This is a genomic window from Enterobacter cloacae complex sp. IR5403 (assembly GCF_049238705.1).
GTDB lineage: Bacteria > Pseudomonadota > Gammaproteobacteria > Enterobacterales > Enterobacteriaceae > Enterobacter > Enterobacter hormaechei_C.
This window is the reverse complement of sequence record NZ_JBMKHP010000016.1, coordinates 44,390-64,757: the sequence shown is the minus strand read 5'-3', so window position 1 is coordinate 64,757 and position 20,368 is coordinate 44,390. Positions and strand designations below refer to the sequence as shown.

General features: G+C 60.3%; 19 protein-coding genes. 11 read left to right on the top strand and 8 right to left on the bottom strand.

Going from position 1 to position 20,368, the window contains the following annotated elements; translation table 11 throughout:
* Genes ACOTW6_RS18420 through hycI form a run of 6 tightly spaced genes read left to right on the top strand, consistent with a single transcriptional unit; the run spans position 1 to position 4,823 of the window.
* Positions 1 to 924: a respiratory chain complex I subunit 1 family protein gene (locus ACOTW6_RS18420; RefSeq protein ID WP_022651742.1), complete on the top strand. Its 924-nt coding sequence runs from the start codon at positions 1 to 3 to the stop codon at positions 922 to 924.
* Between the two features lie 15 nt (positions 925 to 939).
* Positions 940 to 2,649: a formate hydrogenlyase subunit HycE gene (hycE, locus tag ACOTW6_RS18415; protein WP_063158000.1), complete on the top strand. Its 1,710-nt coding sequence runs from the start codon at positions 940 to 942 to the stop codon at positions 2,647 to 2,649.
* Positions 2,650 to 2,658: 9 nt separating this feature from the next.
* The gene (locus ACOTW6_RS18410; protein WP_003862138.1) at positions 2,659 to 3,201 is read left to right on the top strand and encodes a formate hydrogenlyase complex iron-sulfur subunit; all 543 of its coding nucleotides are present in this window, start codon (positions 2,659 to 2,661) and stop codon (positions 3,199 to 3,201) included.
* Positions 3,201 to 3,968, top strand: coding sequence for an NADH-quinone oxidoreductase subunit B family protein (locus tag ACOTW6_RS18405; RefSeq protein WP_045338383.1), 768 nt, complete (start codon positions 3,201 to 3,203; stop codon positions 3,966 to 3,968). Before ACOTW6_RS18410 ends, ACOTW6_RS18405 begins: the two co-directional genes overlap by 1 nt.
* Entirely contained in the window at positions 3,965 to 4,375 is a 411-nt protein-coding gene (locus tag ACOTW6_RS18400) for a formate hydrogenlyase maturation HycH family protein (protein WP_090280138.1), read from the top strand. Before ACOTW6_RS18405 ends, ACOTW6_RS18400 begins: the two co-directional genes overlap by 4 nt.
* Positions 4,368 to 4,823 carry a hydrogenase maturation peptidase HycI gene (gene hycI, locus ACOTW6_RS18395; protein WP_213789219.1) on the top strand — a complete coding sequence of 152 codons (456 nt, stop codon included), beginning with the start codon at positions 4,368 to 4,370 and terminating at the stop codon, positions 4,821 to 4,823. Before ACOTW6_RS18400 ends, hycI begins: the two co-directional genes overlap by 8 nt.
* An 88-nt stretch (positions 4,824 to 4,911) precedes the next feature.
* Here hycI and ACOTW6_RS18390 read toward each other — a convergent pair whose 3' ends face one another.
* Together ACOTW6_RS18390 and ascF are read right to left on the bottom strand one after the other, a co-directional pair.
* Positions 4,912 to 6,336, bottom strand: coding sequence for a 6-phospho-beta-glucosidase (locus ACOTW6_RS18390; RefSeq protein ID WP_213789218.1), 1,425 nt, complete (start codon positions 6,334 to 6,336; stop codon positions 4,912 to 4,914).
* A gap of 18 nt (positions 6,337 to 6,354) precedes the next feature.
* Positions 6,355 to 7,806 (bottom strand): PTS cellobiose/arbutin/salicin transporter subunit IIBC, encoded by a 1,452-nt coding sequence (ascF, locus tag ACOTW6_RS18385; RefSeq protein WP_213789217.1) that lies wholly within the window; start codon positions 7,804 to 7,806, stop codon positions 6,355 to 6,357.
* Between the two features lie 214 nt (positions 7,807 to 8,020).
* Between ascF and ACOTW6_RS18380 the strand changes: the two genes are divergently transcribed.
* The 4 genes from ACOTW6_RS18380 (at position 8,021) to ACOTW6_RS18365 (ending at position 12,959) form a co-directional block, all read left to right on the top strand.
* Complete coding sequence (locus ACOTW6_RS18380) at positions 8,021 to 9,034, top strand: LacI family DNA-binding transcriptional regulator (protein ID WP_213789216.1); 1,014 nt, start codon at positions 8,021 to 8,023, stop codon at positions 9,032 to 9,034.
* A gap of 132 nt (positions 9,035 to 9,166) precedes the next feature.
* Positions 9,167 to 9,712: an electron transport protein HydN gene (gene hydN / locus ACOTW6_RS18375; RefSeq protein WP_213789215.1), complete on the top strand. Its 546-nt coding sequence runs from the start codon at positions 9,167 to 9,169 to the stop codon at positions 9,710 to 9,712.
* Between the two features lie 6 nt (positions 9,713 to 9,718).
* Positions 9,719 to 11,935, top strand: a complete 2,217-nt coding sequence (hypF, locus tag ACOTW6_RS18370) for a carbamoyltransferase HypF (RefSeq protein ID WP_213789214.1) — start codon at positions 9,719 to 9,721, stop codon at positions 11,933 to 11,935.
* A 1-nt stretch (position 11,936) separates the two neighbouring features.
* Positions 11,937 to 12,959, top strand: a complete 1,023-nt coding sequence (locus ACOTW6_RS18365; protein WP_213789213.1) for a HoxN/HupN/NixA family nickel/cobalt transporter — start codon at positions 11,937 to 11,939, stop codon at positions 12,957 to 12,959.
* Between the two features lie 126 nt (positions 12,960 to 13,085).
* Here ACOTW6_RS18365 and norW read toward each other — a convergent pair whose 3' ends face one another.
* Together norW and norV are read right to left on the bottom strand one after the other, a co-directional pair.
* Positions 13,086 to 14,219, bottom strand: coding sequence for an NADH:flavorubredoxin reductase NorW (norW, locus tag ACOTW6_RS18360; protein ID WP_063132954.1), 1,134 nt, complete (start codon positions 14,217 to 14,219; stop codon positions 13,086 to 13,088).
* A complete protein-coding gene (gene norV, locus ACOTW6_RS18355) occupies positions 14,216 to 15,664 on the bottom strand; it encodes an anaerobic nitric oxide reductase flavorubredoxin (RefSeq protein ID WP_040118028.1) in 1,449 nt (482 codons plus the stop codon). Before norV ends, norW begins: the two co-directional genes overlap by 4 nt.
* A gap of 187 nt (positions 15,665 to 15,851) precedes the next feature.
* On the opposite strand from norV, the gene norR reads away from it, so the two are divergent.
* Positions 15,852 to 17,366 carry a nitric oxide reductase transcriptional regulator NorR gene (gene norR, locus ACOTW6_RS18350; protein ID WP_062933545.1) on the top strand — a complete coding sequence of 505 codons (1,515 nt, stop codon included), beginning with the start codon at positions 15,852 to 15,854 and terminating at the stop codon, positions 17,364 to 17,366.
* Here norR and gutQ read toward each other — a convergent pair.
* From gutQ to srlD, 4 genes are all read right to left on the bottom strand, one after another.
* Entirely contained in the window at positions 17,363 to 18,328 is a 966-nt protein-coding gene (gene gutQ / locus ACOTW6_RS18345) for an arabinose-5-phosphate isomerase GutQ (protein ID WP_121478651.1), read from the bottom strand. The genes norR and gutQ overlap by 4 nt on opposite strands.
* A complete protein-coding gene (gene srlR, locus ACOTW6_RS18340) occupies positions 18,321 to 19,094 on the bottom strand; it encodes a glucitol operon DNA-binding transcriptional repressor SrlR (protein ID WP_015571676.1) in 774 nt (257 codons plus the stop codon). The genes gutQ and srlR overlap by 8 nt, the downstream gene beginning before the upstream one ends.
* A 63-nt stretch (positions 19,095 to 19,157) precedes the next feature.
* Positions 19,158 to 19,517 carry a transcriptional regulator GutM gene (gene gutM / locus ACOTW6_RS18335; protein ID WP_047052125.1) on the bottom strand — a complete coding sequence of 120 codons (360 nt, stop codon included), beginning with the start codon at positions 19,515 to 19,517 and terminating at the stop codon, positions 19,158 to 19,160.
* Between the two features lie 67 nt (positions 19,518 to 19,584).
* Positions 19,585 to 20,364 (bottom strand): sorbitol-6-phosphate dehydrogenase, encoded by a 780-nt coding sequence (gene srlD / locus ACOTW6_RS18330; protein WP_017382786.1) that lies wholly within the window; start codon positions 20,362 to 20,364, stop codon positions 19,585 to 19,587.
* Between the last annotated feature and the right edge of the window lie 4 nt (positions 20,365 to 20,368).

Genomic DNA, 20,368 nt, shown 5'->3' with positions numbered 1-20,368 from the left:
ATGAGTCTGTTACTGGCAATTCTTCAGGCGCTGGTGCTGTTCGCCGCCGCGCCGCTGCTGTCGGGCATCACGCGCGTGGCGCGCGCCCGGCTGCACAATCGTCGCGGACCTGGCGTGCTCCAGGAGTACCGCGATCTTTTCAAACTGCTCTCCCGTCAGAGCGTCGCCCCGGATGCCGCAGGCTGGGTGTTCCGCCTGACGCCGTTCGTGATGGTGGGCGTGATGCTGACCATCGCCACCGCGCTGCCGGTGGTGACGGTGGCTTCGCCGCTGCCGGTGCTGGGCGATCTGATAACGCTGATCTACCTCTTCGCCATCGCGCGTTTCTTCTTTGCGATTGCGGGTCTGGATACCGGCAGCCCGTTTACGGGGATCGGCGCCAGCCGCGAGGCGATGCTCGGCGTGCTGGTTGAGCCAATTCTGCTGCTGGGGCTGTGGGTCGCCGCGCAGGTTGCAGGCTCGACCCACATCAGTTTCATCACCGACACCGTTTACCACTGGCCGGTTTCACGTTCGCTCCCGCTGGTGCTGGCGCTCTGCGCCTGCGCGTTCGCCACCTTTATCGAGATGGGCAAGCTGCCGTTCGATCTCGCGGAAGCGGAGCAGGAATTACAGGAGGGGCCGCTCACCGAATACAGCGGCTACGGCTTTGCGGTGCTGAAGTGGGGCATCAGCCTCAAGCAGCTGGTGGTGTTGCAGATGTTCGTCGGCGTTTTCTTCCCGTGGGGGCAGATGACGCACTTCTCTGCGGGCGGCCTGCTGCTGGCCGTGGTGGTGGCTGTGCTCAAGCTGCTTATCGGCGTGCTGGTGATTGCCCTGTTTGAAAACAGCATGGCGCGCCTGCGTTTTGTCGAAACGTCACGCATCACCTGGGCCGGTTTTGGTTTTGCATTTTTAGCGTTCGTCTCCTTGCTGGTGGCGTGATTAAAGAGAGTGTTTATGTCTGAAGAAAAGAAAGGTCAGCAGTATCTCGCCGCATTGCATCAGGCTTTCCCGGGCGTGGTGCTTGAGGAGTCCTGGCAAACCAAAGACCAGATCACCGTCACCATTAAGGTGAACTATCTGCCGGAAGTGGTGGAGTTTCTGTACTACCAGCAGGGCGGCTGGCTGTCGGTGCTGTTCGGCAACGACGAGCGTCAGCTGTGTGGCAACTATGCGGTGTACTACGTGATGTCGATGGAGCAGGGGGAGAAGTGCTGGATCACCGTGCGCGTAGAGGTCGATCCGGCTAAACCGGAATACCCCTCCGTCACGCCGCGCGTGCCTGCCGCGGTCTGGGGCGAGCGCGAAGTGCGCGATATGTATGGTCTGGTGCCGGTTGGCCTGCCGGACGAGCGCCGCCTGGTGCTGCCGGACGACTGGCCGGACGAACTCTATCCGCTGCGCAAGGACAGCATGGACTACCGCCAGCGTCCGGCCCCGACCACCGACAGCGAAACCTACGAGTTCATCAACGAGCTGGGCAGCAAGAAGAATAACGTGGTGCCGATTGGCCCGCTGCACGTTACCTCCGACGAACCGGGCCACTTCCGCCTGTTCGTCGACGGCGAGAACATTATCGACGCCGACTACCGCCTGTTCTACGTCCACCGCGGCATGGAGAAGCTGGCGGAGACCCGCATGGGCTACAACGAAGTCACGTTCCTCTCTGACCGCGTGTGCGGCATCTGCGGCTTTGCCCACAGCACCGCCTACACCACCTCGGTGGAAAACGGCATGGGGATCGTGGTGCCGGAACGCGCGCAGATGATCCGCGCCATTCTGCTGGAGGTAGAGCGCCTGCACTCGCACCTGCTCAACCTCGGCCTGGCCTGCCACTTCGTCGGCTTTGACTCCGGGTTTATGCAGTTCTTCCGCGTACGCGAAGCGTCGATGAAGATGGCGGAGATCCTTACCGGGGCGCGTAAAACCTACGGCCTGAACCTGATCGGCGGGATCCGCCGCGACCTGCTGAAAGACGACATGATCCAGACCCGCCAGCTGGCGCAGCAGATGCGCCGGGACGTGCAGGAGCTGGTGGATATGCTGCTCAGCACGCCCAACATCGAGCAGCGCACCGTCGGCATCGGTCGTCTTGATCCGGAAATCGCCCGCGACTTCAGTAACGTTGGTCCGATGGTGCGCGCCAGCGGCCACGCCCGCGATACCCGCGCCGATCACCCGTTCGTCGGCTACGGCCTGCTGCCGATGACCGTGCACAGCGAGCAGGGCTGCGACGTTATCTCCCGCCTGAAGGTGCGCATCAACGAGGTATTCACCGCGCTGAACATGATCGACTACGGCCTCGATAATCTGCCGGGCGGCCCGCTGATGGTGGAAGGCTTCACCTACATTCCAAACCGCTTTGCCCTCGGCTTTGCCGAAGCGCCGCGCGGGGACGACATCCACTGGAGCATGACCGGCGACAACCAGAAGCTCTACCGCTGGCGCTGCCGCGCGGCGACCTACGCCAACTGGCCAACCCTGCGCTACATGCTGCGCGGCAATACGGTCTCTGACGCGCCGCTGATCATCGGCAGCCTCGACCCGTGCTACTCCTGCACCGACCGCATGACCGTCGTGGACGTGCGCAAGAAGAAAAGCCAGGTGGTGCCGTACAAAGAGCTTGAGCGCTACAGCATCGAGCGTAAGAACTCGCCGCTGAAATAAGGATTCGCCATGTTTACCTTTATCAAAAAAGTGATCAAAACCGGCGCGCAGACCAGCAGTTATCCGCTGGAGCCGATCCCGGTGGATAAAAACTTTCGCGGCAAGCCGGAGCACAACCCGCAGCAGTGCATCGGCTGCGCGGCCTGCGTCAACGCCTGCCCGTCGAATGCCTTAACGGTGGAAACGGACCTGAAAACCGGCGAGCTGGCCTGGCAGTTTAACCTCGGGCGCTGCATCTTCTGCGGCCGCTGCGAGGAGGTCTGCCCGACGGTGGCCATTCGCCTGTCTCAGGAGTACGAGCTGGCTGTGTGGAAAAAAGAGGACTTCCTCCAGCAGTCGCGCTTTGCGCTGTGCAACTGCCGCGTCTGCAAGCGTCCGTTCGCCGTGCAAAAAGAGATCGACTACGCCATCGCGCTGCTGAAGCACAACGGCGACGTCCGCGCGGAGCATCACCGTGAAAGCTTCGAAACCTGCCCGGAGTGCAAGCGTCAGAAGTGCCTGCTGCCGTCTGATCGCATCGATTTAACCCGCCATATGAGAGAGGCCAGCTGATGGAAAACTTACTCGGCCCGCGCGACGCTAACGGCATTCCGGTACCGCTGACGGTGGAGGAGTCCATCGCCAGCATGAAGGCGTCGCTGCTGAAAAAAATCAAACGCTCGGCCTACGTCTATCGCGTGGACTGCGGCGGCTGCAACGGCTGCGAGATTGAGATCTTCGCTACGCTGTCGCCGCTGTTTGACGCCGAACGCTTCGGCATCAAAGTGGTGCCGTCCCCGCGCCACGCGGATATCCTGCTGTTCACCGGCGCGGTCACCCGCGCGATGCGCTCGCCTGCGCTGCGCGCCTGGCAGTCTGCGCCGGATCCGAAAATCTGCATCTCCTACGGCGCCTGCGGCAACAGCGGCGGCATCTTCCACGATCTTTACTGCGTCTGGGGCGGCACCGACAAAATCGTGCCGGTGGACGTCTACATTCCGGGCTGCCCGCCGACGCCCGCCGCCACGCTGTATGGTTTTGCCATGGCGCTCGGCCTGCTGGAGCAGAAGATCCACGCTCGCGAGCCGGGCGAGCTGGACAACCAGCCAGCCACTCTCCTGCACCCGGATATGGTGCAGCCGCTGCGGGTGAAGATCGACCGCACGGCGCGCAGGCTGGCGGGCTACCGCTACGGACGCCAGATTGCCGACGATTACCTGCGTCTGCTGGGCCAGGGCGACCATCAGGTAGCGCGCTGGCTGGAGGCCGAGAACGATCCGCGTCTCAATGAGATCGTGGCGAACCTGAACAGCATTGTGGATGAGGCGCGTATCCGATGAGTGAAACGGTGGTGTTCAGCCAGCTGAGCCGTAAGTTTATTGATGAGAACGACGCCACGCCGGATGCGGCGCAGCAGGTGGTCTATTACAGCCTGGCGATTGGGCACCACCTCGGGGTGATCGACTGCCTTGAAACGGCGCTGAGCTGCCCGTGGCCCGAGTACCTGGCGTGGATCGCCACGCTGGAAGAGGGCAGCGCGGCGCGGCGCAAAATGGAAGGCGTGCCGAAGTACGGCGAGATCGTGATCGACGCCAACCACATCAAGATGCTCGCTAACGCCTTTGACGTGGCGCTGAGCGTACAAACCCCGGCGCAGCAGGCGTGGAGCAAAACGCTGCTCGGCATGCTGCACGATATTCATCAGGAGAGCGCCATCTACCTGATGGTGAGGAGATTACGTGACTGACGTTTTACTGTGTGTCGGCAACAGCATGATGGGCGACGACGGCGCGGGCCCGCTGCTGGCGGAAAAGTGCGCTGCGAACCCGCCGGGCAGCTGGGTGGTGATTGACGGCGGCAGCGCGCCGGAAAACGACGTGGTGGCCATTCGTGAACTGCGCCCGGACAGGCTGTTAATCGTCGATGCCACCGATATGGGGCTCAACCCCGGCGAGATCCGCCTGATTGACCCGGACGACATCGCCGAGATGTTTATGATGACCACCCACAACATGCCGCTCAACTATCTGGTGGATCAGATTAAAGACGACGTGGGAGAGGTGCTGTTTCTGGGGATTCAGCCGGACATTGTCGGGTTCTATTACCCGATGACGCCGCCGGTGAAAGAGGCGGTGGACGTGGTGTATTCACGGCTAGCGGAGTGGGTTGGGGATGGAGGTTTTTCTCTGCTCTGAGCAGTGCCGGGTGGCGGCTTCGCCTTACCCGGCCTACCAAACCCATCTCCCTCTCCCTGTGGGAGAGGGCTGGGGTGAGGGCAACAGGCTACTCCAGATCCCCCCCGTTACTCGCAATCACCTTCTTATACCACCAGAACGATTTCTTGCGCTTGCGGTCCAGCGTGCCGTTTCCGGCGTCGTCCCGGTCGACGTACACAAACCCGTAGCGCTTGCTCATTTCCCCCGTTGAGGCCGATACCAGGTCAATGCAGCCCCAGGTGGTGTAGCCCAGCAGCGGTACGCCGTCCTCAATCGCGTCGCCCATCGCGCGGATATGCTCGCGCAGGTAGCTGATGCGGTAGTCGTCGTTGATCTCGCCGTTTTCATCTATGGCGTCCTTCGCCCCGAGGCCGTTTTCCACCAGGAACAGCGGCTTCTGGTAGCGGTCGTACATCATGTTCATGGTGATGCGCAGGCCGAGCGGGTCGATGCCCCAGCCCCACTCGCTCACCTGAATGTGTGGGTTACGCAGGGACTTCACGATGTTCGCCGCGCTGGTGTTGCCCGCGTTCATGTCCGCCGACGCGCAGCGCGAGGCGTAATAGCTGAACGAGACAAAGTCGACGGTGTTTTTCAGCAGTTCATCGTCGCCGGGGTCTTTGACAATCACCACGCCTTTCTCGCGGAACACGCGGGCGGAGTAGGCCGGATAGCTGCCGCGCGCCTGCACGTCGATAAAGAACAGGTTCTCGCGGTCTTTCTCCAGCGCCATCCACACGTCTTCCGGCTTGCAGGAGTACGGGTAGAAATTGCCGCCCGCCAGCATGCAGCCAACCTGGTTTTCCGGGTTCACCTCGTGGGCGATTTTGGTCGCCAGCGCGCTCGCCACCAGCTCGTGGTGCGCGGCCTGGTATTTCACCTGGTCTTCGTTTTCCCCTTCCTCAAACACCAGCCCCGCGCCGGAGAACGGGCTGTGCAGCATGATGTTGATTTCGTTGAAGGTCAGCCAGTATTTCACCAGCCCGTTAAACGCCTCGAAGCAGGTGCGGGCGTAGCGGGCAAAGAAATCCACCATTTTGCGGTTGCGCCAGGAGCCGTACTCCGTCACCAGGTGCATCGGCACGTCGAAGTGGCAGAGCGTGACCAGCGGCTCGATGTTGTACTTTTTGCACTCCTCGAACACCGCGCGGTAGAAGGCAATGCCTTCCTGATTCGGCAGCGGTTCGTCGCCGTTCGGGTAGAGGCGGCTCCAGGCAATCGAGGTGCGGAACACCGTAAAGCCCATCTCCGCCATCAGGGCGATGTCTTCTTTGTAGCGATGGTAAAAATCAATCGCCTCGTGGCTCGGGTAGAATTCGTCGTCCCGCAACGAAAACCGTTTTTCCTTGCCGACTTTTACCGCCAGACGGTTTGCGCCGTGGGGGATCATGTCGACCGTCGTCAGTCCTTTGCCGCCTTCACGGTAAGCCCCTTCACTCTGGTTGGCGGCAAGCGCGCCGCCCCATAAAAATCCTTGTGGAAAAACAGACATTCTTACCTCGCTTTCAGTTTATGCTTCTGCTGCTTTGTTCTGTACCGGTGCGGTTTGCAGGGCGCGTGCTTTTTCGGCTTCGTCTTCTACCGGGATATCCTCAAACCCTAACAGCAGGGTCAGCACAAACGACAGCACCACCGCCAGACCCATCACGCCAAACACCCAGACGATGGTCATCGGGTTGGCCGGGTCGAAGAACTGCACGCTGGTGAACAGTCCCGGCGCCGCCATCGAGTGGCTGGCAAGGCCTGCCATGCCCGCCACCGCGCCGCAGATAAAGCCGCTGATCAGGCTCGCAATCAGCGGACGCTTCAGGCGTACCGCCACGCCGTACAGGGCCGGTTCAGAGATCCCCGCCATGATGGCGGAGGCCGCCGCGGCCAGCGCCGTCTGGCGCAGCTCCGGGTTTTTGGTTTTCCACGCCACCGCCAGCGACGAACCGCCGAGCGACAGGTTGGCGCCGATTTCCGACGGCATCACCATCCCTTCTTTGCCCGTTTCGGCAATGGTCTGGATGATGGTCGGCGTAAACACGCGGTGCATCCCTGTCATCACCAGCAGCGGCCACAGCGCGCCCATAATGGCAACGGAGAGCCAGCCCAGATAGCCGTGAATGGTGTAGACCAGCGCGGAGATGGCGCTGCCGATCCAGATCCCGAGCGGGCCAATCAGTACGATGGCGAGCGGGGCGGCAATCAGCACGATCAGCATCGGCTTGAGGAAGTTTTTGGTCACCGCCGGGGTAATGCGATCCACCCAGCGTTCGATGTACGACAGGCACCAGGTCATCACCAGCGCCGGGATAACGGTGTAGGTGTATTTCACCGCCGTCACCGGAATGAAGGCGAACTCAACGTGCTCGCCCTGCGCCGCTTTCGCCATCAGCTCGATAAAGCTCGGATGAACCAGTACGCCCGCGATGGCAATCGCCAGCGACATGTTGGTTTTGAACTTCACCGCCGCAGATGCCGCCACCATCAGCGGCAGGAAGAAGAACGCGCCATCGCCGATAACGGTCAGGATCGTCAGCGTCGGGTCGCCTTTGCCCAGCACGCCGGTCATCTCAAGGATCATCGCCAGCAGCTTGACCATCGACCCGCCGATGATCGCCGGGATCAGCGGAGACATGGTGCCGATCAGCGCGTCGAGGATCCCGGCGCCAATCCGGCGCAGCGTGAGCTTCTGTGGACCTTCCGCTACGGCAGGTTGCAGGTTAGCGGGCAGCAGGCTCACCACTTCACGGTATGCCTGGGACACGGTGTTGCCGATGATCACCTGACACTGGTTGTCGTTGCGCACCACGCCGAGCACGCCGCTGATGCTTTTCAGGCGCGGGGCGTCGGTAAGGCTTTCGTCTTTCAGAACGAAGCGCAGGCGCGTCATGCAGTGGGTGACGGCGACGATGTTCTCTTTACCGCCCAGCGCGCTGACAACGTCGTTTGCCAGCGCAGCGTAATTTTTTGCCATCGGATGTGATCCTGTTATCGTTGTGTGAAATGTAGGAAACCGGTTTCACATAATCATCATGAGTTTCTTTTAATGAAACAAGACCACTTTTTATGCATTTTTTCGTTTCGTGATGGCGATCACTCGTGGCCGTAAAAAGCGTGATAACGCCGCTGCGACAATTTTTCTGCGGTGCAGTACACTGCGGCTCATCAGTTTTGAATGGAATAACACTATGACCACGATGCTGGAAGTGGCGAAGCGGGCAGGCGTGTCTAAAGCGACGGTCTCCCGGGTGCTGTCGGGGAACGGTTACGTCAGCCAGGAGACGAAAGACCGCGTGTTTCAGGCCATCGAAGAGAGCGGGTATCGCCCTAATTTGCTGGCGCGAAACCTGGCGACCAAACGCACCCAGACCCTGGGGCTGGTGGTGACGAACACTCTGTACCATGGGGTCTACTTTAGCGAGCTGCTGTTTAACGCCGCGCGGATGACGGAAGAGAAGGGGCGCCAGCTGATCCTGGCGGACGGCAAGCACAGTGCCGAAGAGGAGCGCGAGGCGATCCAGTACCTGCTCGACATGCGCTGCGACGCGGTGATCATCTACCCGCGTTTTCTGAGCGTGGAAGCGCTGGACGAGATCATTGAGAAATGCGAGCAGCCGATCATGGTGCTCAACCGCCGTTTGCGGAAAAACAGCAGCCATAGCGTCTGGTCCGATCATAAAGCGTCGTGTCAGGACGCGGTATCGCAGCTGATTGAAAAAGGCCACCGGGAGATTGCGTTTATCACCGGTTCGCTGGATTCCCCCACCGGGGTGGAGCGTCTTTCCGGTTACAGGGACGCGCTGGCGCAGCACGGGATTGCAGTTCGCGACGCGCTGATCGCCGAAGGGAAGTGGAACCCGGCCAGCGGCGCGGCGGCGGTCTCTCAGTTGCTCACCCGCGGCGAAACGTTTACCACGCTGGTGGCGAGTAACGACGACATGGCGATTGGCGCCATCAGGCAGCTGCACGAGAGCGGCGTCGCCACGCCGGGCGCGGTGTCCGTCATCGGCTTTGACGATGTGGCAATCGCGCCCTATATCGTGCCGTCCCTCTCCAGCGTGCGTATTCCGGTAACGGAGATGATCCAGGAGACCATCAGCCGTCTGATTTTCATGCTCGACGGCGGCGAGTTTAAGCCTCAGCAAACCTTCTCCGGCGAGCTTATCCTGCGCGACTCCGTCATTGACGGCCCGCATCGCTGACGTCGACATCTGTCATCGTCACTAATGACGATGACAGATCCACTTCTTTTTATTTCTCTTTAAAATCAATTCATTAAATATTGGCACGGTTTATGAATAGCTTCGCGCATAACAGTTATGCCGGAGAAGCAGATGAACCGTTTTATTATGGCCGATGCCAGCAAATGCATTGGTTGCCGTACCTGTGAAGTGGCGTGCGTGGTGTCCCATCAGGCAGAGCAGGATTGCGCCTCTCTCACCCCTGATATCTTCCTGCCGCGCATCCACGTCATTAAAGGCGTGAATATTTCTACCGCCGCTATCTGTCGCCAGTGCGAAGACGCGCCGTGCGCCAACGTCTGTCCGAACGGGGCGATTAAGCGCGAGAAAGGCTTCGTGCACGTGATGCAGGAGCGCTGCATCGGGTGCAAAACCTGTGTGGTGGCGTGCCCGTATGGCGCGATGGAGGTGGTGGTTCGCCCGGTGGTGCGCAACAGCGGTATCGGGCTGAGCGTACGCGCGGAGAAAGCCGAAGCCAATAAATGTGACCTCTGCTACCACCGCGACGCCGGTCCGGCGTGTATGGAAGCCTGTCCGACACATGCGCTGGTCTGCGTCGATCGCGACAAGCTCGAACAGATGAGCGCCGAAAAACGCCGCCGCGCGGCGTTCGACACCTCGTCATCGCTGCTGTTTTAAGCTGCAATGCGCGTTAACGGCGTACAGCTTCGGGTGCGCGGCAAGGTGCAGGGGGTAGGATTTCGTCCTTTCGTCTGGCAGCTTGCGCACCAGCTGGGGCTGGCAGGCGACGTCTGCAACGACGGAGAGGGTGTCCTGGTGCGTCTCGCGGGCAGTGGGGGTGACTTTACCGCGAGACTGCGCCAGGACTGCCCACCGCTGGCGCGTATCGATCGCATTGAAACACAGCCGTTCAGCTGGACGACGCTGCCGGACGAGTTTGTCATCCGCCACAGCGAGAGTGGGGCGATGGACACGCAAATCGTCCCGGATGCCGCCACCTGTCCCGCATGCCTGGCGGAGATGCGCGATCCCCGCGAACGTCGCTACCGCTACCCGTTTATCAACTGCACCCACTGTGGGCCGCGGTTTACCATTATCCGCGCCATGCCCTATGACCGCCCGGCGACGTCAATGGCGCCATTCCCGCTCTGTGTGCCCTGTGAAACGGAGTATCGCAACCCGGCTGACCGGCGTTTTCACGCCCAGCCGGTGGCCTGCCCGGACTGTGGACCGCAGCTGGAGTGGCGAGCCGGAGACACTATTGCCACCCGAGAATCGGCGTTAAGCGCGGCGGTGGCGATGCTGAAAGGCGGCGGGATTGTGGCGGTGAAAGGGCTGGGCGGTTTTCACCTGGTCTGCGACGCGCTTAACCCGCAGGCGATTCGGAAATTACGGGCACGCAAGCAGCGCCCGACCAGGCCGCTGGCGGTGATGATCCCGCATGCGGACGATCTGCCGGAGGCCATCCAGACGCTGTTACGTTCACCCGCTGCGCCGATTGTGCTGACGCCAAAAGCCTGCCTTCCTGCGTTTCCTGAGGAGATTACGCCGGGGCTGGATACGGTCGGCGTGATGCTGCCTGCGAACCCGCTCCAGCATTTGCTGATGCTGGACTGCCAGCGTCCGCTGGTGATGACCTCCGGCAACCTCAGCGGCCATCCACCCGCCATAAGTAACCAGCAGGCGCTGGAAGAACTCAGTGACATCGCTGACGGCTTCCTGCTGCACAACCGCGACATCCTGCAACGGATGGATGATTCAGTGATGGACCTGGAGGGCACGATGCTGCGTCGCGCACGTGGTTTTGTACCGGATGCCATCACATTGCCCGCCGGATTCCGCGACATCCCGCCCATGTTATGCACCGGCGCGGAGATGAAAAACACCTTCTGCCTGGTGCGTGGCAACCAGGCGGTACTGAGCCAGCATTTTGGCGATCTGAGCGACGAGGGGGTAGAGGCGCAGTGGCGCAGCGCGCTCTCGACGATGCAGGACATCTACGCCTTTCAGCCTGAGCGCGTGGTGTGCGATGCCCATCCGGGATATCACGCCCGACAGTGGGCCCGGGCGCAGGCGCTGCCCGTTGCGACCGTGCTGCATCATCATGCGCATGCGGCAGCGTGTCTGGCGGAGAATGGCTGGCCGCTCGACGGCGGGGATGTTATTGCCCTGACGCTGGACGGGATCGGCATGGGCGAGAACGGCGCGCTGTGGGGCGGCGAGTGCCTGCGGGTGAACTATCGCGACTGTGAACGGCTGGGCGGTCTGCCAGCCGTTGCGCTGCCGGGGGGCGATCTGGCGGCAAAACAGCCGTGGCGCAATTTGCTCGCCCACTGTCTGGCGTTCGTACCTGACTGGCAGCAGTACCCGGAAACGGAGGCGGTACAGCGTCAAAACTGGCCGCTGCTGGCAACGGCGGTGTCGCGCGGTATCAATGCGCCGCGGGCCTCCTCCTGTGGTCGTCTGTTCGACGCCGTGGCCTGTGCGCTGGGCATTGAAACGCAACGCTATGAGGGCGAAGCCGCGTGCCGGCTGGAGGCGCTGGCCGAACGCTGCGCAGGGGTTGATCATCCGGTGACGCTCCAGACGGATAGCCTTGCGCTGTTCTGGCAACAGTGGCTTACCTGGCGGGCGGAACCCGGCGAGCGTGCCTGGGCTTTTCACGATGCGCTGGCAAAAGGGCTGAGCGAACTGGCGGCAACGCATGCCCGCCGACGGTCGCTCTCTACGGTGTGCTTCAGCGGCGGCGTCCTTCACAACCGCCTGCTGCGCGCGCGCCTTCGTCACTACCTTTCTGATTTCACGCTTCTTTTTCCTTCGCGCCTGCCCTCAGGCGACGGAGCGATCTCCTTCGGGCAGGCGGTGGTTGCTGCCGCCCGATCATGTTCACAAGGGATTTAAAATGTTACGACTTTTACGCAATGAACCTCGTGCAGCGTGCCTGCTGCTGGCTCTCGGGATGGCTAACCTGCTGGTCTGGGGGCTGGCGTGGCACACCTTTAGCGGCAGTACGGCGCTGATGGCGGCCAGCCTGCTGGCCTGGTGTTACGGACTGCGTCATGCGGTGGATGCCGACCATATCGCCGCGATTGATACCGTGACGCGTAAAATGATGCAGCAGGGCAAGCGCCCGTCCGGCGTGGGCGCATGGTTCTCCCTCGGACACTCCACCATCGTGGTGCTGGCCTCCATTGCTATTGCCGCTACCGCCACGGCGTTTCAGAAAAACATGGCATGGTTCCACGAAACCGGCAGCCTGATTGGCACCGCCGTCTCCGCCACCTTCCTGCTGGCGATGGCGCTGGTGAATATGGTGATCCTGCGCGGCGTCTGGCGCAGTTTTCAGGCGCTGAAACATGGCAGGCCCGTGCAGGGCGACATCACGCTGCCTGCACAGGGCGGCGTCATGAACTGGCTGTTCGGCAAAACCTTCCGCCTCGTCAATAAAAGCTGGCAGATGTACCTGGTCGGTTTCCTGTTCGGCCTGGGGTTCGACACCGCCACCGAAATCGGCGTGCTGGGGATCTCCGCCGCCAGCGCCTCCAGCGGGATGTCGGTGTGGTCGATCATGATCTTCCCGGCGCTCTTCGCCAGCGGCATGGCGCTGGTGGATACGCTCGATAACCTGCTGATGGTGGGTGCCTACGGCTGGGCGTTCAACAAGCCGCAGCGCAAGCTCTACTACAACATGACCATCACCGGCACTTCGGTGGTGGTGGCGCTGTTTATCGGCGGCCTGGAAGCGCTGGGTCTGCTGATGGACAAGTTCTCCCTCAGCGGCGGCGTGTGGGATCTGATTGGCGCGGTGAACGACAACCTGGGCGATGCCGGATTTGTGGTGGTCGGGCTGTTTGTCGCCTGCTGGCTGATCTCGATGGCGAATTACCGCTGGCGCGGATATGACGCGCTGGTGGTGCGCTCCTGACGCTGAAAGTGTAGCCATAAAAAAAGCCCCGGGACATCGGGGCGGTGGACAACAGAATCCAAAGGTTAAGTAAGCGTGGCAGTACTGTAGGCCGGGTAAGCGGAGCGCCACCCGGCATGACGAGGGTTAAGCTGGTAGCGATTTCAGCAGCGCGAAGGCCTCCTTCATTCTGTCTTCGCTGACGACAAAGGCGCGCATCTGACCGTCGGTATCGGTGCCGCGCGCCACCATGCCCTGAGGCGAAAGGGCAATCTGCCAGTCCAGATCCTGACGTTGCGTTTCACCTGCGAGATGCAGCGGTAGTTCCGGCGTTTTTACCTTCACCAGCATGGCGGGTAATTTCACCGGGGCGTTGCCGCCGAGCAGGTTTTTCGCCAGGAACATGGCGCTTAACTGAATCGGTTGCAGGAACGGCAGCACCTGGCCGTTAATTTCCGCGCAGTCGCCCAGGGCATAAATGTCCGGCTGGGTGGTTTGCAGGTAGCTGTCCACCTTCACGCCGCGATTGATCTCTGCGCCTGCGCGGTGCGCCAGCGCGGTTTCCGGGCGCAACCCCGTCGCCGCAATAACCACATCCACTTCAACGCTGCGGTTGCGGTCGAGCGTCGCACAAATGCCGGTTTCGGTTTTGCTCAGGCTCTGCAACTGCGATTTCAGCAGCAGATGCACGCCCATGTCGGTCAGACGATGCTGTAAGCGACTGCTTACTTCTGCTGGCATCAGCGCTGACAGAATGCTGGCCGCGTGGTCAACCAGGGTGACGGATTTTCCCGCCCGGCAGAAGTCCATCGCCAGCTCGGTGCCAATCAGCCCGCCGCCGACAATCATCACCCGCGTGGCGTCGCGTAACAGGGTCTCGCTGGCCTGATACTCCTGCTGGCTGTTGAGCGTGACCATCAGCTCGCGGCCCTCAACCGGCGGCACAAACGCCGATGCCCCCGTCGCCAGCACCAGCTTGTCGTACTGCCAGGTTTTATCTTTCGCGTTCACCACGTGGGCGTCGGCGTCGATATCGGTGACCCAGGTGTACGGAAACAGACGCAGGTTAAACTGTTCGGCAAACTCCCCCGCCGTCTGGCGGGTGAGATCGTCGGCGCGCTGATTCTGGCTAATGACGTGGCTTAAATCAGGCTTGTTGTACTCATCCATGCTGTCGGCGGCGATCACCGTCAACGGCACGTTAGCATCCTGTTTGCGGATATTTTTCACCAGCTGGCGGGCGGCAAAGCCCGAGCCGATAATGACGATGCCGTGGCTCATTTTGCCTCCGTTGCCAGTTCATCAAAGACGTCTTTCCCGAGGGAACATTCCGGGCAGAGGAAGTTGTCCGGCACCTCGCTCCACGGCGTACCCGGCGCGACATCCTGCAACGGCTCGCCCAGCTCAGGATCGTAAATCCACTGGCAGACGCTGCACTGCATGCAAGGGCCGAGGTCGGCAGCGGCAGGAGCGGCTTCTGCTACGGCTTCCGGCGTAACCGCTGCGGCGGGTGCGGTTTCCGGCAGCGGCGCAAGCGCCCACTGGCGGGCAATGTCGCGACCGTGCTGGCGACAGATTTCCAGCGCGTCGAGATCCGGACGCCATTTCGCCTTCAGGCTCAGGGACATCTCAAAACCGGCATCCTGTAAACGGGTGGAGAGACGGTCTACCGCGCCGCCGCTCCAGCCGTGTGAACCAAAGGCGCTGGCGCGTTTGTTACGAAAGCGCAGGCCGGTCATCTCTTCCACCAGTCCGGCAATTTTCGGCATCATCACGTTATTCATGGTGGAGGTACCCACCAGCACGCCTTTGGAGCGGAAGACGTTGGTCAGTACCTCATTCTTATCGCTGCGCGCCACGTTGAAGATTTTCACCGCCACGTTCGGGTCCACTTCGTTGATGCCCTGGGCAATGGCGTCCGCCATCATGCGGGTGTTGTTGGACATGGTGTCGTAGAAGATGGTGATGCGATCTTCCTGATAGTCCGCCGCCCACTTCAGGTACAGTTCGACAATCTGGGTTGGATTTTCACGCCATACCACGCCGTGGGAGGTGGCAATCATATCCACCGGCAGGTTGAAGCCGAGGATCTCGGTGATTTTTGGCGTGACCAGACGGCTGAACGGGGTCAGGATGTTGGCGTAGTAGCGCTGGCACTGTTCGAACAGCTCGGTCTGATCCACTTCGTCGTTGAACAGACGTTCGTCGCAGTAGTGCTGGCCGAAGGCGTCGTTACTGAACAGCACCGCGTCACCGGTCATGTAGGTCATCATGCTGTCCGGCCAGTGCAGCATTGGGGTTTCCACGAAGATCAGCTGTTTGCCATTGCCGATATCCAGCGTGTCGCCGGTTTTCACGGTGTGGAAGTTCCACTCCGGATGGTGGTGGTGACCGTTGATGGAGTCAATGGCGTTGGTGGTGCAGTAGATTGGGGTATCCGGAATGTGGGACATCAGCTCGGTCAGCGCCCCGGCATGATCCTCTTCCGCGTGGTTGATGATGATGTAGTCGATCTCATTCAGATCGATTTCGCTGCGCAGGTTCTGCACGAACTCGCGGCTGAATTTGTGATCGACGGTATCGATCAGGACGTTTTTACCTTCACGAATGAGATAGCTGTTGTAGCTGCTGCCGCGCAGCGTTTTGTATTCCGTCCCGTGAAAATCACGTACTTCCCAGTCACGTTGACCCACCCAATGAATGTTATTTTTAACCAGAATAGACATAGCAACCTCAACTTAATACGGCGTTTTCAAATAAGATGACTGTCATATATCAAGTTGCGTGCCAACTTTTTAACTCATTGAAAATAATGTATTTATATTTTGATGCTCCCTAATGGGTAGTCATTTTGACTATCTTAAAAATTGTCAATATGACACTATGCATTGTCAAAATGACAGTGAGGCAGAGATGAGCTTTTCCGTAGATGTGCTGGCGAAGATCGCCATAGAACTGCAAACCGGTATTGGTCATCAGGACCGCTTTCAGCGGCTGATCTCCACGTTGCGCCACGTGCTGGATTGCGATGCCTCGGCGCTGCTGCGTTACGAAGGGCGGCAGTTTATTCCGCTGGCTATCGACGGTCTGGCGAAGGACGTACTCGGGCGGCGCTTTACCCTGGAGGGCCACCCGCGTCTGGAAACTATCGCCCGTGCGGGTGACGTGGTGCGTTTTCCGGCAGACAGCGATCTGCCCGACCCGTACGACGGCCTGATCCCCGGACAGGAGAGCCTGAAGGTGCACGCCTGTATCGGCCTGCCGCTGTTTGCCGGGCAGAACCTGATTGGCGCGTTAACCCTCGACGGCATGTCGCCTGATCAGTTCGATACCTTCAGCGACGAAGAGCTACGGCTGATTGCCGCGCTGGCGGCCGGGGCGCTGAACAACGCCCTGCTGATAGAACAGCTGGAGAGCCAGAATATTCTTCCGGGTAGCCCGACGGCGTTTGAGCAGGTGGCGCACACCGAAATGATCGGCCTTTCGCCGGGCATGGCGCAGCTCAAAAAAGAGATTGAGATTGTCGCCGCGTCTGATTTGAACGTGCTGATCTTCGGGGAGACCGGCACCGGTAAAGAGCTGGTGGCAAAAGCGATCCACGAAGCCTCGCCCCGTGCGGTGAATCCGCTGGTCTATCTCAACTGCGCGGCGTTGCCGGAAAGCGTGGCGGAAAGCGAGCTGTTCGGACACGTCAAAGGGGCCTTTACCGGGGCGATCAGCAACCGCAGCGGCAAGTTCGAAATGGCTGATAACGGCACGCTGTTCCTCGATGAAATTGGCGAACTCTCCCTTTCGCTCCAGGCCAAACTGCTGCGGGTGTTGCAGTATGGCGATATTCAACGCGTGGGTGACGATCGCAGCTTACGCGTGGATGTGCGCGTGCTGGCGGCGACGAACCGCGATCTGCGCGAAGAGGTGCTGGCGGGGAATTTCCGCGCCGATCTGTTCCACCGTCTGAGCGTGTTCCCGATTACGGTGCCGCCGCTGCGCGAGCGGGGCGAGGATGTGGTGCTGCTGGCGGGCTTTTTCTGCGAACAGTGTCGGCTCAAAATGGGGCTTTCCCGCGTGGTGCTAAGCCCCGGCGCGAGGACGCACCTGCTGAGCTACGGCTGGCCGGGTAACGTGCGTGAGCTGGAACATGCGATTCACCGCGCGGTGGTGCTGGCGCGGGCTACGCGTTCGGGGGATGAAGTGGTTATTCATGCGCGCCATTTCGCGCTGCATGAGGAAACGACGCCGTCCGTGAAGCCGGTGATACCTGAGAGCGTGAACGAAAATCTGCGCGAGGCGACGGATGCGTTCCAGCGTCAGATGATCACCCGCGCGCTGGAGCATAATAACCGCAGCTGGGCGGCATGCGCGCGGGCGCTGGAGATGGACGTCGCCAACCTTCACAGGCTGGCGAAACGTCTGGGGCTGAAGAGTTAAATAATCCCCGCCTGGTAGAAGTCTTGCAGGTTGATCGCGCCGCACAGCCTGCCGTGCTCGTCCACCACCGGCGCGGCGGTGATTTTGCGCTTCATCAGCACCTCTTTGGCTTCAATGGCGCGGCTGTCGGCATTCAGCGTCAGCCCGCCTTTGGTCATGGCTTCCGACACGTTTGTTTCCAGCCTGCCACCGCCCACCAGCCAGCGGCGCAGGTCGCCGTCGGTGAAGACGCCCTTCACCTGACGGTCGTTGTCGCATACCGCAACCAGCCCCAGCCCGGTGCGGCTCAGCTCCAGCATGGCGTCCATCACGCTGGTGTCGAGTTTAACCTGCGGAATGGCATCGTCGGTGCACATCAGGTGGTGAACCTTGTTGAGCAGGCGTGCGCCGAGCGCACCTGCCGGATGCGAACGGGCGAAATCCTCTTCGTTAAAACCGCGCGCCTGCATCACCGCCATCGCCAGGGCGTCGCCCATCATCAGGGTGTTGACGGTGCTGGAGGTCGGTGCCAGGTGCATCGGGCAGGCTTCGCGCTCAACGGAAATATCCAGCGTTGCTTTCGCGGCCAGCGCCAGCGGCGAACGGGATTTGCCGGTCATCGCTAACAGGGCCACCGATTTTTCTTGCAGGCGAGGGATGATGAGATCCAGCTCTTTGGCTGAACCGGAGTAGGAGATAAACAGCATCACGTCGCGGCTTTCGATCATCCCCAGATCGCCGTGCAGCGCTTCGGCAGGATGCACGAAGAACGACGGGGTGCCGGTGCTGGCAAGCGTCGCGGCAATCTTCTTGCCGATATGACCGGATTTACCGATACCCGCCACGATCACTTTGCCCTCGCAGTGGATAATGGTGTTGGCTGCACGAACAAAATCTTCACCCAGACGCTCCGGCAGGCGGCTGGCTTCCTGTAGCTCCAGCAGCAGGGTCTGACGGCCTGCGTTTAACAGAAAATCACTCATTTTTCTCTCCGGTTACGATCACGTCGATGCCCTTCGCTTCCAGCGCTTTTTTAAATGCCGGATCGATACCTGCGTCGGTAATCAGCTTATCGACGCTTTCAAGGCTACAGACAATGTTGGGGCTTTTACGGCCAAACTTCGACGAGTCCGCCATCAAAATTACTTCCCGCGCGGCGTTGCACATCGCTTTGCTGACGCTGAACACCTCGTTGAAGGTGGTCACGCCCGCGTTGAGGTCGATGCCGTCGGTGCCCATAAACAGCTTATCGAAGCTGAAGTGGTCGAAGGCATTCTCCGCCAGTTGCCCGTGAAACGACGCCGATTTTTTACGGAAGGTGCCACCGGGCATCAGGATGGTCTGCTCGCTGTCGAACTCTGACAGGGCATTGACGATGTGCAGGCTGTTGGTCATCACGGTGATGTTATTAAAGCGGCTGAGCAGCGGGATCATCTGTAGGACGGTACTGCCTGCGTCGAGGATAATGGAATCGCCGTCCTGGATAAATTTGACGGCGGCTTCGGCAATCAGCGCTTTCTGGTGGGTATTGATCAGCGTTTTGTGGTCGATAGGCGGGTCGGCTTCGTCTTTATTGAGCACCACGCCGCCGTAGGTACGAATGACGGCGCCGGAGTTTTCGAGCAACACCAGGTCCTTGCGTATTGTCGTGCCGGTGGTGTCAAAGTAGTGGGCCAGATCCTCTACCGAGCACTTTCCCTGCTTTTGCAGATGCTCAAGTATGGCCGCCTGCCGCTGACGTGGTTTCATAGGCGCTTCGTTCCTTACGTTGCGAAATGATAATTCCGCAAGTTTATAACTTTCACAACGAAATTATCCATGTTTCAGATTAAGCGCTAATGATAGTGCATTCTGACAGAGTGAATCATGGGGGAAGATCACATCAGGTTGTAATTCATGCAGCGAAATGCCGTTGATCGCCTGGATTTTGGTCGGACGGGCAAACACCGTTACGCCGCGCATGATGAGGGAATCGCAGACCTTATTGTTTTCATCCAGCGCAACAGCGACGACAACTCGCGGTTTGAAGCGTCCGCCGGAACGCCCGACGCCCACGCGTCCCTTCTGACACAGGGCATCAAAGGCGCGGTTAAACTGACGGATTTGCCAGCCGCCAAACGCCATCTGGCAAAGCCAGGCGAGGGCGGCGACGGTGATGAGTGCAGTGACCATATCGGCTCCTTGTTTTGTTCCCTCTCCCCGTGGGAGAGGGTTAGGGTGAGGGCATCAGGCCGCTCGATCAGAACATCACCTGCCCACCGGTAACGTTAATCGACTGCCCGGTGCAGTACGAGGCTTTCGGGCTGGCGTAAAACAGCAGCATGTTCAGCACGTCCTGATAATCGCACCCGCGCTTCAGCGGCACTTTGTCGATGTAGTACTGTTCGACGTCCTCCGCTTTGATGCCAAGTTTGGCGGCATACTGCGGCAGCAGGGACTGGAACATCGGGGATTTCAGGAGGTTACCCAGCATCAGCGCGTGCACGGTAATCCCGTATTCGGCCAGATCCAGCGCCAGAGACTGCGTCAGCCCGACGCCGCCAAACTTCGCCGCGCTGTAGCCGGAGTTGTGCTTGCTGCCCACTTTCCCCGATTTTGAGTTGATCTGAATGATGCGACCCTGAATACCGTCGCGGATCATCAGACGGGAAAATTCGCGGGCGCAGAGGAAATAGCCCACCAGATTCACCTGCAACGAGCGATCAAAATCCCCCAGTTCGAAATCGCTGATAAAGGCCGCCTTCGCGATCCCCGCGCTGTAGACCAGCAGATCGGTGCGACCAAAAATCTCATCCACGCCGCGGGCCAGCGCCATCACGCTCTGCTCGCTGGTGGCGTCGGCGCCAAATCCATACGCCATCCCTTCGCCAAACTCAGTGTTGATGGCGTCCGCTACGCGGGCGGCTTTCTCACTCTGAATATCCACGACCGCCACGCGGTAGCCCTCTGCGGCAAGCCCATGGCAGAGGAACTCGCCTAAGGTTTGTCCCCCACCAATGACAACGGCAACCTGACTCATGTGT